This window comes from Desertivirga xinjiangensis (genome assembly GCF_024436435.1).
In the GTDB taxonomy this organism is placed as follows: Bacteria; Bacteroidota; Bacteroidia; order Sphingobacteriales; family Sphingobacteriaceae; genus Desertivirga; species Desertivirga xinjiangensis.
This window is the reverse complement of record NZ_JAFMZP010000006.1, coordinates 105385-121015: the sequence shown is the minus strand read 5'-3', so window position 1 is coordinate 121015 and position 15631 is coordinate 105385. Positions and strand designations below refer to the sequence as shown.

The following is a 15631-nucleotide window of genomic DNA, read 5'->3' as shown; positions in this document are numbered from 1 at the left end:
GGGTGTCCAAAAGGCACCCTCTTTTTTTATATAGCGATTTTGATTTTCAAGGTGGTGTTAAATAGACTTCAATTGTACCAACTAAAAATCTAAAATGTAGAATCGATGTTGGAGATGTTTTTTGAAAACGGATATACGTCAGAAGATTACGGTTACTGCTAACATCCTACAATCTTCTGAAAAAATTATACAGAAACTTCCCACCACAAAGCCCCATATTTGAATTATTATACTTTCTAACCAAAGTAAATAATCCAATCTATTAAAGATTACACACACGAATAATGTACATGAAGAAGAATATTTTACCGCTATTGGTTGCCGCATCGCTATTCGCGACAACACAAACAGCTTTAGCTCAGTATCCTAAGATTCCTGCGGATGTAGCGAAAGCAAGCAACGAGATGATGGAGCAAGCCCGCAAGCAATCTGATGCGGCATGGTTGAAAGCGTTACCGATTATTGAGAAAGAAGCGAGGGAAGGTAAGCCGTTTATTCCATGGGCGGGTCGTCCGTATGATTTACCGCAGGCGGATATTCCTGCATTTCCGGGAGCTGAAGGTGGCGGTGCTTTTTCTTTTGGCGGACGTGGCGGTAAAGTGCTGGTAGTAACCAGCCTGGCTGACAATGGCCCAGGTTCTTTGCGTGAAGCTTGTGAGCAGGGCGGAGCAAGAACGATCGTTTTCAACGTGTCGGGTATTATCCGCTTAAAAACTCCTTTGATCATTCGTGCTCCTTATATCACCATCGCAGGACAAACGGCTCCCGGAGATGGAGTTTGTGTAGCTGGTGAATCTGTATGGATCAACACTCACGATGTGGTGATCCGTTTTATGCGTTTTAGAAGGGGCGAAACTTATGTTGGCCGTCGTGACGATGCTATCGGTGGCAACCCTGTTGGAAATATCATGATCGACCACGTTTCCGCAAGCTGGGGCTTAGACGAAAACATGTCGATGTATCGTCATATGTATAACGACAGCACCGGAAAAGCTGAAGAGAAGTTAGGTACTGTGAATATCACTATTCAAAACTCAATATTCTCTGAAGCATTAGATACCTGGAACCATGCTTTCGGAAGCACCCTTGGCGGAGAGAACTGTACGTTTATGCGTAACCTTTGGGCTGATAATGCAGCAAGGAACCCCTCAATTGGCTGGAACGGAATATTCAATTTCGCGAACAACGTAGTGTTTAACTGGGTGCATCGCTCAACCGATGGTGGCGATTATAAGGCCATGTTTAACATCATTAACAATTACTACAAACCAGGACCTCTTACACCTGCTAGCGAACCGATCAGCTACCGTATCCTTAAACCGGAGTCGGGCAGAAGTAAGCTGAAATATGTAGTGTTCGGAAGGGCTCACATAACGGGAAACATCATCGAAGGAAACGATAAAGTAACAAGAGACAACTGGGATGGAGGTATTCAGCTTGAAGGGAAAGATGGCGAGTTAATGCCTTTTGCTAAAGCGCAGGAATATTTTGCTGCGATGAAAGTGAACAAACCTTTGCCAATGCCTGCAATCACTATTTTGCCAACGAAAGATGCATACAATTACGTTTTGGCTAATGCAGGAGCAATACTTCCTAAAAGAGATCCTGTAGATACCAGGGTGATCGAGCAGGTTAGAACCGGTAAGATCAATTACAAAGAAGGTGTTAAATTACCTGCTACTCAGTTTGAACATCGCCGTTTACCGATTGATTCTTACAAAATGGGAATTATTACAGATATAAGCCAGGTAGGTGGTTACCCTGAGTATAAAGGTAAGCCTTATAAAGACAGCGATAATGACGGTATGCCGGATGCCTGGGAAACCAAAAACGGTTTAAATCCGAAAGATGCGTCTGATGCAAGTAAGGACAAAAATAACGACGGCTACACCAATATTGAGGACTACCTCAACAGCGTGGTAAGTCTTGCGACAGTAAAACCGTAAATATTTTCTAAGCATAAGTATCGGGGGCAATAGCCCCCTTTTTTAATGCTAATATAAAATTAACCATATAAACAAGATGAGAACTTATAAATCGCTTTTAGTAATGGCCCTGCTGGGTAGCAGTTCTGCTTTTGCACAGTATCCGGTTATTCCACCTCACCTGGAAAAAGCAGGCGACTCTGCTTTAAATGAAGTGAAACGTTTGTCGGATGAAGCCTGGCAAAAGGCATTACCTGTCGTTGAACGTGATGCAAAAAATGGTAAGCCATTTGTGCCATGGGCTAAAGCTCCTTCTGATCTTAAACAATCTCCTATTCCGGCTTTTCCTGGTGCTGAAGGTGGTGGCGCTTACTCGTTTGGCGGTCGCGGAGGTAAAGTCTATGTAGTTACCACTCTTGCAGACAGCGGTCCGGGTTCGTTCAGGCATGCCTGCGAACAGGGTGGGGCCAGGATCATTGTTTTTAACGTTGCCGGTATAATTAAGTTAAAGAGTCCGGTCATTATTCGTGCTCCATATATTACTATTGCAGGTCAAACAGCTCCTGGCGACGGGGTATGTATTGCAGGAGAATCGGTTTGGATAGATACTCATGATGTGGTTGTGCGGTTTATGCGTTTCCGCAGAGGCGAGACTGTCGTAACCAGACGGGATGACGCATTGGGTGGAAATCCTGTAGGTAATATTATCATTGACCACGTTTCTGCAAGCTGGGGCCTGGATGAGAATATGTCCATGTACCGCCATGTGTATGAGCGGGGTTCCGAAAAGCCACAAAAACTACCAACCGTAAATGTGACGATACAGAATTCCATTTTTGCAGAGGCTTTAGATACCTACAATCATGCTTTTGGAAGTACCATCGGGGGCTTGAACAGCACCTTTATGCGAAACCTTTGGGCTAATAATATCGCCCGAAATCCATCCATAGGTATGTATGGGGACTTTGGTTTTGTGAACAACGTTGTCTTTAACTGGTGGAACCGGTCTGCTGATGGAGGCGATAATAATTCATTGTATAATTTCATCAATAACTATTACAAGCCGGGACCGATTACTCCTCTTGATAAGCCAATTGGTCACCGTATCCTGAAGCCAGAATCTGGTCGCTCACAGGATAAGAGAACGATGTATGGCAGGGCTTATGTTAACGGCAATATCGTTGATGGAAATGAGCGTGTAACTAAAAATAACTGGGATGGAGGTGTGCAGATAGAGGATATGCGGGATGCGGGAAGGTATACTGATAGTATTCGTTCGGACAAGCCATTCCCGATGGCTAAAATTTCTACTGTTTCTGCTAAGGATGCTTACAATTATGTGCTGGCAAATGTTGGTGCAACTTTGCCGAAAAGGGATCCTGTGGATACTCGTATCGTTGAAGAAGTAAGAACCGGTAAGATCGTTTACAAGGAAGGTGGAAAAACTGGTGTGGGCAAAGAGTTTATAAAACGCAGATTGCCTGAAGACTCTTATAAAAAGGGTATCATTTCCGATATCAGCCAGGTTGGCGGGTATCCGGAGTATAAAGGTACTCCGTATGGGGATTCTGATAATGATGGTATGCCAGATAGCTGGGAACTGAAAAACGGCTTAAACCCGAAAGATGCTTCTGATGCAAGCAAGGATAAAAACAATGACGGCTATTCTAATATAGAGGACTTCCTGAATAGTGCTGTTTCTCTCAAGAATGTTAAGCCATAAAAAGCCTCTTAACAATTAAGTCCGCAGTTGCGGTTTAGGGGAGGTAATTATATACTCCCCTTTTTTGTGAATTTAAAGCGCTTTGGCAATATTGTATAATACATAGAAAAAATGCTATAACATCAGGCCTCTTTATCGCTTAATTTTGTAAGACAATTATAAATCTTACCATAAATAGTAAAGAACTGGTGTATAATTACTTTACCTGAAAAAGGATTTAATATGTTTTACTCACCATTTTTGAACGAATAAAGAAACAGCTAATTGTGATACAAACTTATACAAGATATTATCATTCAGTCCGTTCACTGGCACTGTTGCTACTATGCTCTTTCTCAGCATTAGCTCAGTCTGACAAGGCGAAGAAACCTGAACCTCCAATTTATACCACTAAAGAAGGCAAGCTTCAATACACTCCCGATGAAAAAGGAAACCGTATTCCTGACTTTTCTTACGCCGGCTACAAGGGGGGAGACGAGGCTATTCCTTTTGTTCCTGTAAAAGTTACTGTTCCTTATAGAGCCGGAGATGCTACTTTGAGGATCCAGTCGGCTATCGATTATGTAGCATCTTTGCCTATGGACAAGAATGGTTTCAGAGGAGCCGTTCTATTGGAAAGAGGGGTATTTGAGGTTCAGGGAGCCCTTAGAATGGATGCTTCAGGAATTGTACTTCGCGGTAGCGGGGTAGCTGATAAAGGAACAGTTATTCTTGGTGCCGGCAGCAGCAGGGAAACTTTAATCAGGATAGCAGGAAAAAATGATCAGGTTCTTTCGCCTGAAACTAAAGTTTCAAGTGCTTATGTTCCGGTAAACGCAATGAAGATCAGCCTGACTAATGCCGGGCCCTTCAAGGCTGGTGATCAGGTACAGATCCGCCGCCCTTCTACTCAAGCATGGATTGACTTATTAGGCACTGATCACTTCGGAGGGGGTGAAACTGCTCTGGGATGGAAGCCCGGTCAAAGGAATATTTTCTGGGACAGGAAGATAACTGCAGTGAGCGGTTCCACCATCACGCTGGATGCGCCATTAAGCACTGCTCTTGATGCTGCTTTTGGTGGAGCCACTGTTTCGAAATATACCTGGAACGGAAGAATTTCGAATATCGGGGTAGAAAACCTGGAGCTTCGATCAACTTATGATGAAAAGAATCTTAAGGATGAAGACCATCGCTGGATGGCTATCAGCTTTGAAAACGCAGAGGACGGATGGGTTCGCCAGGTGAATTTTAAGCATTTTGCAGGATCGGCCGTTTTCGTTCAGGCTTCGGCAAAACGGATCACTGTAGAAGATTGCAAATCACTTAGCCCGGTCTCGGAAATTGGGGGACAACGTCGCTACACTTTTTATACTAACGGACAACAAACGCTGTTTCAACGTTTATACGCGGAAAACGGATACCATGATTTTGCTGTAGGGTTTTGCGCCACAGGGCCGAATGCTTTTGTACAATGCGAATCTCGCCTACCTTATAGTTTCAGCGGAACTATAGATAGCTGGTCTTCAGGAGTTCTGTTCGATATCGTAAATGTAGACGGTCAGGCTTTGAGTTATTTGAATCGCGGTCAGGACGGCCAGGGTGCAGGTTGGACTGCAGCTAACAGTGTGTTCTGGCAGTGTTCGGCCAGCCGGGTCGACAACTATGCTCCTCCGGGAGCTCAGAACTGGGCCTTTGGTACATGGGCACAATTTGCGGGAAATGGTTACTGGGCTATGTCGAATGAACATATCCAACCAAGGAGCCTGTATTATGCGCAGCTGAAAGAGCGTCTTGGGGACAAAGTGAATCCGAGAATCCGCCTGGTCGATATAGGTTCGGAGGCGTCCAGCAGTCCGAAAGTGGAGGTTGCTATGGCTTTAACAGCTTTGGCTGTGAAACCTGCTGCCCAATTAACTGAACTGATCGACGCTGCTTCTAGACTCGAACCGATCAGTACAGATGCTAAAGGAGCAAAAACTATTGAAAGGATCGGGCTTAGAAAACCATTAAATACCGTAAAAGCGGAAGAATTTCATGTTCAAAATGGCGTTCTGCTTAGAGGGAATACTTTATTGAGCGGAAGGCGGGGTGATATACAATGGTGGAACGGAAGTTCACGCCCGTATGCACTGGCAAAAATGAAGCCTCATGTTACCAGGTATGTACCTGGTCAGACAGGAACTGGTTTAACCGATGATCTTGAAGCGGTAACAGATACCATGAAACTTAAAAATGTTGTAGCCCTTGATCATAATTATGGCTTATGGTATGAACGCCGCCGGGATGATCATGAACGTATCCGCCGTATGGACGGAGAAGTGTGGCCACCGTTTTATGAATTACCCTTTGCCCGCAGCGGTCAGGGAACTGCCTGGGACGGACTAAGTAAATACGATCTTACCAAATACAATAACTGGTACTGGAATCGCTTAAAACAATTTGCTACCCTTGCCGATCAGAAAGGCCTGGTGCTTATTCATGAAAATTACTTCCAGCATAATATCATTGAAGCCGGCGCACACTATGCTGATTTCCCATGGAGACCTGCTAATAACATCAATAACACAGGATTTCCAGAGCCGGTACCATATGCCGGCGACAAGCGGATCTTTATGGCCGATCAGTTTTATGATATCAACCACCCGGTTAGAAGGGAGCTGCATAAAGCTTATATCAGAAAATGCCTTGATAATTTTGTTTTGAATAACGGAGTCATTCAGATGATCAGTGCTGAATATACCGGACCCCTGCATTTTGTGCAATTCTGGCTGGATACTATTAAAGAATGGGAAAAAGAAACCGGTAAGAACGCCATTATTGGCCTCAGCACCACAAAAGACGTGCAGGATGCCATTCTCGCTGATGAGAAGCGTGCTTCGGTGGTTGATGTGATCGATATAAAGTACTGGCATTACCAAACAGATGGAACTGCTTATGAACCTAAAGGTGGTCAGAACCTCGCACCCCGTCAGCATGCCCGCTTGTTGAAACCAAAGGCGAGTTCTTTCGAGCAGATCTATCGCGCGGTGAGCGAATACCGCCTGAAATATCCCGGGAAAGCGGTGACTTATGCAGGGAGTAATTCTGAAGGGAATGGCTGGGCAGTTTTGATGGCAGGAGGTTCTTTACCTTCGATTCCTCTTGCCCCGTCAGAATTTTTAAGTGACGCTGCTTCCATGAGCATTAAAAGCTTGGCCGGGAAGCCGGAAAACCAGTGGGCGCTGGCTAAAGAAGGCAAGTCGTATATCGTTTACAATGCATCGTCAAATGCTGCTCAGCTGGATCTGAGCTCATCTAAAGGCAATTTTAAAGTTCAGCATATTAATCCAAAAGATGGATCACTTTTAAAGACCACCGAAGTGGTTAATGGGGGAAATATCATCAATTTGAAAAAAATATCTTCCGGTCCTGAAGTACTATGGATCACAAAAATTTAAACAGAAACACACGCACACACACATTATGAATAAATTTTTGATTTTAATAACATTCATCGCTGTCAGCTTTTTTGCTTGTAATACGCAAAAGGAAGGCAGCACTGGAATGCAGGCTTTGAAGGTTTCCGAAAACGGCAGGTACCTTGTTACAGCTGATGGTGAACCTTTTTTCTGGCTGGGAGATACCGGCTGGTTATTATTTAATAAATTAAAAAGGGAAGAGGCTGATACTTACCTGGAGGACAGAAAGAAAAAAGGTTTCAACGTTATCCAGGTAATGGTTTTGCATGATGTTCCAAACTCAGTGAACGTGTATGGCGATTCTGCCCTGGTGAATCTGGATGTTTCTAAACCTGATACCACAAAGGGAAGTTCCTATACTGATTCGGTTCAATATGATTTTTGGGACCATATTGATTACGTAATCGACAAAGCAGCTGAAAAAGGGATATATATGGCTTTAGTTCCTGTTTGGGGCACGAACGTAAAAAATGGTCATGTAACCCAGGCTCAGGGAAAAGCTTATTCTGAGTTTTTAGCGAACCGCTACAAAGACAGGGAGAATATTATCTGGTTAAATGGGGGCGATATACCTGGAAAGGACTCGATAGAGGTTTGGAAAACTATTGGCAGCACTATTAAAGAAATTGATTCTGTACACCTGATGACCTTCCACCCTCGCGGAAGAACAGCTTCTTCAGAATGGTTCCATAATGAAGCATGGCTTGATTTCAACATGGTGCAATCTGGACACCGAAGGTACGACCAGGATACTTCCGCCAAGGAAACTCGTCATTTCGGGGAAGACAACTGGAAGTTTATGGAGTATGACTATAAGCTAAGCCCGGTTAAACCTACGATTGACGGTGAACCATCCTACGAGGGAATTCCTCAGGGTTTGCATGATACCACTGAAATCCGCTGGACAGACAAGGATGTAAGAAGATATGGATACTGGTCGGTATTTGCTGGTGCCTTTGGATATACTTACGGGCAGAACTCTGTTATGCAAATGCATAGTGCTTATGATAAAGGCAGCGCATACGGTTCAAAAGAGTTATGGACATCGGCTATTAACGCTCCCGGAGCCAGCCAGATGGTTCATCTAAAGACTTTAATGCTTTCCCGTCCGTTTCTTGAAAGAGTACCTGATCAGTCGTTAATCGCAGATAACGGAGAAAAGTATGAGCGTTTGATAGCTACCCGCGGTAAAAATTATGCTTTTATCTACACCTATACCGGCAGAAACTTTACTGTAAACCTTGGAAAGATTGAAGGTGACAAAGTTAAAGCTTCATGGTTTAATCCCCGTGATGGAAAAACAACCGAAGCTGGTGAGTTTGATAATAAGGGGACTAAAGAGTTCAACCCTCCGGGAGAGAAGAAAGATGGGAATGACTGGGTGTTGATCTTAGATGGGAAGTAACTAATAATGAGTTATGAATGACGAATTGGCATCCTGCTATTCGTAAATCGTAATTCATAAATCGTAATTAAAAAAGATGCGGTTAATAACACTGATAGCGATAATACTTGGTTTGAGCTCCTGCTCAAAGGAAGTCTATATGTTCAGCTCTTTTCATGAGCCGGCAACGGACGGTCTGCGCTTTTTATATAGTAAAGACGGATACAAATGGAATGACCTCGATACTACCTTTCTTAAGCCTCAAGTAGGAACACAGAAGGTAATGCGTGATCCTTCGATAGTAAAAGGGCCGGATGGTACCTTCCACCTGGTATGGACAAGCAGCTGGAAGGGGGATAAGGGTTTTGGTTACGCCAGTTCGAAAGACCTGGTGCATTGGTCTGAACAAGAGTTTATTGATGTAATGAGTCATGAACCGACCACGGTTAATGTTTGGGCTCCCGAGCTCTACTATGATGAAGACAATGAGCAGTATATCATTATCTGGGCTTCAACAATTCCATTCCGTTTTAAAAAGGGTGTAGAGGATGAGGACAACAACCATAGGATGTACTATACCACGACTAAAGATTTCAAGACCTTTAGTCCGGCAAAGCTTTTTATCGATCCGGGCTTCAGTGTGATCGATGCGGTGATCGTTAAACGTAATCCGGGAGATTTTGTACTGGTACTTAAAGACAATACCCGTCCTAACCGGAACCTGAAAGTTGCGTTTGGCAAAACGGCTCTGGGCCCCTGGAGCGATGCTTCCGAGCCTTTTACCGGATCTTTTACTGAGGGACCTTCTGTTACTAAAGTAGGTGATGAATGGATCATCTACTTTGATTCCTACCGCGACAAACGCTATGGAAGCGTAAAGACATCAGATTTCAAAACTTTTAAAGACTCATTTTCCCTGACTGAGGTACCGCAAGGTCATAAGCATGGAACTATTTTTAAAGCGAAGAAATCCATTGTAAAAGGATTAAAGAAGGCGGCAAGTGATTCAACAAAGAAAAACAATGACTAAATTAAAAACATATACATCAGGATTAATAACACTGGCTTTACTGGGCAGCCTGTCTTTGCAGGCACAGGATACGGTGCATTACACCGGTACAACATTATCTAATGTAGATTACCACCATGGTCAGTTAAGTCCGGCTATTGGTGTTCATAATATCCAGGTTTTCAGGGCTAATCGTGAACACCCTGAACTGGCAGATGGTTTCAGCTGGACCTACAACCACGCACCAATGCTGGCTTACTGGAACAATACCTTTTTCCTTGAATATCTGAGTGATCCGGTGGGTGAACATATTCCACCTAGCCAGACGCTTTTACATACGTCGAAAGACGGGTACAACTGGTCCAAGCCGGTTATTCTTTTTCCTCAGTACAAAATTCCTGACGGTTGGAAAAAGGAGGGATATCCTGGTGTTGCGAAGGATCTGTATGCAACCATGCACCAGCGGGTAGGTTTTTATGTGTCTAAAAAGCAACGCTTATTAGCGCTAGCTTACTATGGTATCGCTATGGATGCTAAAGATGATCCGAATGATGGAAAAGGTATCGGACGAGTGGTTCGTGAAATCAAGAAAGATGGCAGTTTTGGTCAGATCTACTTTCTTCGTTATAATTCTACCTGGGATCCTAAAAAATCTCAATTCCCTTTTTACACCAAAAGTAAGGACAAGGGATTTGTACAGGCTTGCAATGAGATACTGGATAACCCGCTGATGATGCAGCAAATGGTTGAAGAAGCGGATCGGAATGATCCCTTGATCCCGTTTAAGCGTCCTGTTAAAGCGTTCAGTTATTATCATCTGCCCGACGGAAGGGTAGTGGGCTTGTGGAAACATGCACTTACCTCTGTAAGTGATAATGGCGGCAAAAGCTGGAAATACGATCCTTTACGGGCACCCGGTTTTGTTAACAGCAATGCCAAGATCTGGGGGCAGCGTATGTCCGACGGCCGTTATGCCACTGTTTACAATCCTTCTGAATTCCGCTGGCCGTTGGCCGTGTCAACCAGTGATAATGGTTTAGAGTATAAAGATCTTTTATTAGTTAATGGTGAGATTTCTCCGATGCGTTATGGGGGAAATTACAAATCCTATGGACCCCAATATATCCGAGGTATCCTGGAAGGTAACGGTACGCCGCCTGACAGAAATATGTGGCTTACATACAGTATGAATAAGGAGGATATCTGGGTAGCAAAAGTGCCGGTTCCCGTTATTTCAAAAGTAAGTGCTCCTGTTAACGAGGTCTTCAACCAGATGCCAGCAGGCAATGAGTTAAACTATTGGAATATATTCAGTCCGCTGTGGGCCTCTGCTAAAATAGAAAAAGCGCCTGATGGATCCAAGGCGCTGACCCTTCGCGATAAAGACAGATACGATTACGCGAAAGCTGAACGGGTAATTCCGGCAGCTAAGAAAGTAGCAGTAGAGTTTTCGATTATTCCAGCACAAAGCGATAAAGGTAGTCTTCAGATTGAGTTTGTTGACGCAAAGGGTATCCCTGCATCTCGTTTGATCTTTAATGCCGAAGGACAGTTTGAGGCTAAAGTTGGTTACCGGAATTCCGGCATTATGAAATATGAAGCTGGAAAACAATACAATATCAGGATAGAATTGGATCGTGATAAACGAATTTACAACGTTATTGTAAATGGCGAGACTAGAGGCGCTAAGCTACAGTTTGCTCCTGTTGCTGCTTTTGAAAGAGTAGTATTTAGGACAGGGGATGTTAGGCGTTTCCCTAATGCTGATACGCCGACCGATCAGAATTACGATTTGAAAGATCCCGGAACTCCGGTGTCAGAAGCGGTATACTACATTAAATCATTTAAAACATCTTCATACTAAAATGCTTAGGATATACTTCATATGCATTATTCTTTCCGTGTTTGTGTTAAATACACAGGCTGAGATTATTCTGCCCCGGATCCTGGGACATGGAATGGTTTTGCAGCGTAAGAAGCCTGTAACGATCTGGGGAACGGCGTCAGTTGGAGAACAGGTTAGCGTGACTTTTGGCAAACAAGTAAAGAAAACTGTTGCAGATGATTCAGGTAAGTGGGCCGTGATCCTGGACCCCTTGAAAGCATCTTCAGTGGGCGCTTCCCTGATCATTAAGGGATCCAATACTATTCAGTTAAATGATATCCTGGTTGGGGAAGTCTGGCTTTGCTCCGGACAGTCGAACATGGAGTTTACCATGCGCAAGAACAGCAAGATGAAAAGCAAAATCGCTGAAGATCAGGCTAAGATCAATGAGCTTGAACATGCAAAAAATCCGGAGATCCGCATCTTCCTGGTGAACAGAAAGGAGTTGATCAAACCCGATCCCCAGCATAACAAAGGTTGGAGTATCGCCCGTGATTCTGCTTTGCGCTCTTTTTCTGCACCAGGATATTTCTTCGCTAAAGAGCTGAATGAGAAGCTAAAGGTTCCTGTCGGGATGATATCATCTGCGATTCCAGGCAGTGCCATTGAGCCCTGGATTCCAGAGAATGGCTTTACGTCTGACTATTTCAAAGATAAGAAGATCAGCAGCGACCCCGGCAAGTTTTATAAGCCGATGATCGAACCTCTGTCTCCCTTTGCGCTGAAAGGATTTTTATGGTACCAGGGCGAAACGAATTGCTTTCAAAATGAGACTATAGAATATACTTATAAAATGGAAGCATTGATCAATAGCTGGCGAAAACTGTGGAACGATCGCTCGCTTCCTTTTTACTACACCCAGATAGCACCTTATTATTACTCAAAAAGCACAGATAAATATCCGCTGACGAAAGAAACTCTGCCAAAATTCTGGGAGGCTCAACAGGCGGCGTTGAAGATTCCTCATACAGGGATGATCGTCACTACCGACCTCATCGACAGTCCGGATGATCTGCATCCAGGCTATAAATGGGAGGTCGGGAGACGCCTCGCACAGTTACCACTGGCAAACGATTATGGGCTGAAGCTTACTCCGACCGGCCCATTGTTCAAAAAGATGAAGCTGTCGGGGAAGAAAGCAAAATTGAGTTTTTCTAATACGGGCGGAGGCTTAATGTGTAAGGATACGAAGGATGTTCGGGGTAGTAAAATTCTGACTCAGTTTGAAATAGCTGGTTCCGACGGTAAATATGTTCCCGCAATAGCGGAAATTAAAGGAAAAAAAATACTTGTTTCTTCAGCTGAAGTGCAGCGTCCCGAAAACGTGCGTTTTAGCTGGAACGAAGGAGGAAAGGCAAATTTATATAATAGGGCTGGTTTACCTGCAATGCCTTTCAGAACAGATAATCCATTGAAAAACCAGTTTCAACCAGAGAAGGCAAAATAATAAATGTATAATATTTTAAAATATATCGTAACTCCTGCGTTTTTGGGACAGCTTTCAGAGAAAGTAAATAGCTTGCTTTTGGCCTTTTGCTTTCTGCTCCTACCAGGCCTTTCTGCACAAGCTCAGAAAACGGAGAAGCTTTATCTTTCCGGAACCGGAAGCGACAATACCGTTCAATGGGATTTCATGGTTTCGGACGGTATGAATGCGGGTAAGTGGTCGAAAATAGCGGTTCCCTCAAATTGGGAACTTCAGGGTTTTGGCAAGTATGACTACGGTTTTACTAAAGACAGTATACGCGGAAAAGAAGTAGGCTATTATAAACATTCATTTAATGTTCCTGCTGGCTGGAAAGGTCGTAAAATAAATATTGTTTTTGAGGGCTCGATGACCGATACTGAAGTGAAAATCAACGGTAAATCGGCTGGAGCGATACATCAGGGAGCATTTTATGCTTTCAAATATGATATCAGTAAGTTGTTAAATTACGGCTCAGCTAACTCCTTAGAGGTAACCGTAGCCAAGCATTCTGCTAACCAAACGGTGAATGAAGCAGAGCGTAAAGCCGACTTCTGGATCTTCGGCGGGATATTCCGTCCGGTATTCCTGGAATCACTTCCCGAAACACATATTGAAAGAGTTGCCATCGATGCAAAGGCAAGCGGGGAATTTAACACCCAGGTCTTCACATCTGGTGCTGCTGATAAAATAAAAATACAGTTATACAACACGGATGGAAAAAAATTAGGCAAAGCGCTTAGCAGCGATATCAAGGCTGATACCACATTGGTTTCAGGAAGATTTTCTTCTCCTAAGCTATGGTCGCCTGAATTTCCGAACCTTTACAATGCAGTTTTTACCCTGTATAAGAATGGTAAACTGGTGCATTCGATCAGCAAGAAGTTCGGTTTTAGGACGGTGCAGGTAAAACAGCGGGATGGTGTTTATGTGAACGGTGTTAAGATAAAGTTCAAAGGTGTTAATCGCCATTCTTTTCATCCGGCATCCGGAAGAACAACCAGTAAGAAAATAAGCATCGCTGATGTCAATCTGATGAAGGATATGAACATGAATGCGGTTCGTATGTCGCATTATCCTCCCGATGATCACTTTCTGGATGTCTGCGATTCGCTGGGTTTGTTTGTAATGGACGAGCTGGCTGGCTGGCACGGACATTATGATACGGCTACCGGAACCAAACTGGTGAAGGAAATGCTTTCTCATGATGTCAATCATCCCTCTATTGTACTATGGGCCAATGGAAATGAAGGGGGACACAACCGTGAGCTTGACTTCTTGTTTGCTCAAGAGGATATTCAGAAGCGTCACCTGGTGCACCCATGGGAGGACTTTAATGGATTTGATACCCAGCACTACCGGGAATACAACTACGGCATCGGCAACTACAGACATGGACACAGTATCGTGATGCCTACTGAGTTTTTACACGGATTATTTGACGGTGGTCATGGCGCCAGCCTGGATGATTACTGGAATGATATGCTGCAAAACCCTCTGTCTGCAGGAGGATTTCTTTGGGACTTCCAGGATCAGGGCGTAGTCCGTACAGATAAAAATGGCAAAATAGATGCAGACGGAAACCGTGGTGCAGATGGAATTGTGGGACCATTTCATGAAAAAGAAGGAAGTTATTATACGATCAAAGAGGTCTGGTCACCGGTGTTTTTTGAACGCCGGGAAATAGCCTCCGACTTTAATGGGGTGTTTAATTTGGAGAACCGGTACTATTATACTAACCTGAATCAGTGCAAGTTTAGCTGGAAGCTTCTTAATCTGGATAGTAAGGCATCCATGGCAGGTACGGCTAAGGCTCCGGATATTAAACCTTTCGAAAAAGGAACACTGTCTGTCATTTTGCCTGGAGACTGGAGAACTTATGATGTGCTTTACATGACAGCTACGGATCCGCATGGCCGCGAGTTATTTACATGGAGCTTCCCCATAACACTTCCAGTGAAGCAGGCTGAAGAGCTGGTAATTAGAGAGGGTAATTCTGCCGTTTCTATCTCTGAAGCTGATTCTCTTTATAATGTGACGGTTAAAGATATCCAGCTTTCCTTCAGTAAGAAATCGGGTGTTTTAAGGAAAGTAAAAAATAAGAACGGCGAAGTCCCTTTTAATAACGGACCGGTGGTGCAGGAAGGAGCCAACAATTTCGCAGGGATAAAACACCGGAAAGAGGGTGACAAGCTGATCATCGAGTCTACATTCGACAGAAAATCTGCTTATAATACCTTGCAATGGGTTATTTACCCTTCAGGCTGGATAGAGCTCAATGTAAAATATTTCCCGGCCGAATACCTGACAAGCTTTGTCGGAGTCAATTTCTCCTTCCCTGAATCAAAGATCAAAGGGGTTGAATACATGGGGAATGGACCATACCGTGTCTGGAAGAACCGCTTAAAAGGAAACCAGTTCGGCGTCTGGAAAAAAGATTATAACAATACAGAAACTGGCGAGACCTGGGTCTATCCTGAATTTAAAGGCTATCATTCTAATATGTATTGGTGTAAATTCCTTACCACTGATCAACCTTTTACAGTGGTTACCGATAAAGAGGATGTATTTCTGCGCTTGTTTAGTCCTGCACCTAAGAACGACCAATGGGGTAACTATCATATAGAATTTCCGTCTGGCGATATCTCTTTTATGCAAGGCATACAGGGGATTGGGACCAAGACTCAGCGTGCAGACAGAAGCGGGCCAATGGCCATGAAAAACGTTTTCTACGACTATGAAAAGGAGCCTGCACGTGCACTTAAATTAACGTTATATTTTGATTTTTCAGGAAAATAAG

Annotated in this window: 8 protein-coding genes; all 8 read left to right on the top strand. The window is 43.8% G+C overall.

Going from position 1 to position 15631, the window contains the following annotated elements; translation table 11 throughout:
• Positions 1 to 290: 290 nt before the first annotated feature.
• The 8 genes from J3P37_RS15845 to J3P37_RS15810 all read left to right on the top strand — a co-directional run bounded on the left by J3P37_RS15845 (position 291) and on the right by J3P37_RS15810 (position 15630).
• Positions 291 to 1946 (top strand): pectate lyase family protein, encoded by a 1656-nt coding sequence (locus J3P37_RS15845; RefSeq protein ID WP_256012329.1) that lies wholly within the window; start codon positions 291 to 293, stop codon positions 1944 to 1946.
• 76 nt (positions 1947 to 2022) lie between these two features.
• On the top strand, positions 2023 to 3648 hold the full coding sequence (locus tag J3P37_RS15840) for a polysaccharide lyase domain-containing protein (RefSeq protein WP_256012328.1): 1626 nt from the start codon (positions 2023 to 2025) through the stop codon (positions 3646 to 3648).
• Between the two features lie 266 nt (positions 3649 to 3914).
• Positions 3915 to 7067, top strand: a complete 3153-nt coding sequence (locus J3P37_RS15835; RefSeq protein WP_256012326.1) for a DUF6298 domain-containing protein — start codon at positions 3915 to 3917, stop codon at positions 7065 to 7067.
• Positions 7068 to 7092: 25 nt separating this feature from the next.
• Positions 7093 to 8493 (top strand): glycoside hydrolase family 140 protein, encoded by a 1401-nt coding sequence (locus J3P37_RS15830; RefSeq protein ID WP_256012325.1) that lies wholly within the window; start codon positions 7093 to 7095, stop codon positions 8491 to 8493.
• Positions 8494 to 8569: 76 nt separating this feature from the next.
• Positions 8570 to 9502, top strand: a complete 933-nt coding sequence (locus J3P37_RS15825; RefSeq protein ID WP_256012324.1) for a glycoside hydrolase family 43 protein — start codon at positions 8570 to 8572, stop codon at positions 9500 to 9502.
• Positions 9495 to 11345 (top strand): sialidase/neuraminidase family protein, encoded by a 1851-nt coding sequence (locus J3P37_RS15820; RefSeq protein ID WP_256012323.1) that lies wholly within the window; start codon positions 9495 to 9497, stop codon positions 11343 to 11345. Before J3P37_RS15825 ends, J3P37_RS15820 begins: the two co-directional genes overlap by 8 nt.
• Before the next feature lies 1 nt (position 11346).
• Positions 11347 to 12813, top strand: coding sequence for a sialate O-acetylesterase (locus tag J3P37_RS15815; RefSeq protein WP_256012322.1), 1467 nt, complete (start codon positions 11347 to 11349; stop codon positions 12811 to 12813).
• A gap of 3 nt (positions 12814 to 12816) precedes the next feature.
• Positions 12817 to 15630: a glycoside hydrolase family 2 protein gene (locus J3P37_RS15810; protein WP_256012321.1), complete on the top strand. Its 2814-nt coding sequence runs from the start codon at positions 12817 to 12819 to the stop codon at positions 15628 to 15630.
• Position 15631 lies beyond the last annotated feature (1 nt).

Excerpts from the sequence above, each read along its gene's own strand:
- J3P37_RS15820 (WP_256012323.1), top strand. The coding sequence starts at position 9,495 with ATGACTAAATTAAAAACATATACATCAGGATTAATAACACTGGCTTTA.
- J3P37_RS15815 (WP_256012322.1), top strand. The coding sequence starts at position 11,347 with ATGCTTAGGATATACTTCATATGCATTATTCTTTCCGTGTTTGTGTTA.
- J3P37_RS15830 (WP_256012325.1), top strand. The coding sequence starts at position 7,093 with ATGAATAAATTTTTGATTTTAATAACATTCATCGCTGTCAGCTTTTTT.
- J3P37_RS15810 (WP_256012321.1), top strand. The coding sequence starts at position 12,817 with ATGTATAATATTTTAAAATATATCGTAACTCCTGCGTTTTTGGGACAG.
- J3P37_RS15840 (WP_256012328.1), top strand. The coding sequence starts at position 2,023 with ATGAGAACTTATAAATCGCTTTTAGTAATGGCCCTGCTGGGTAGCAGT.
- J3P37_RS15825 (WP_256012324.1), top strand. The coding sequence starts at position 8,570 with ATGCGGTTAATAACACTGATAGCGATAATACTTGGTTTGAGCTCCTGC.
- J3P37_RS15845 (WP_256012329.1), top strand. The coding sequence starts at position 291 with ATGAAGAAGAATATTTTACCGCTATTGGTTGCCGCATCGCTATTCGCG.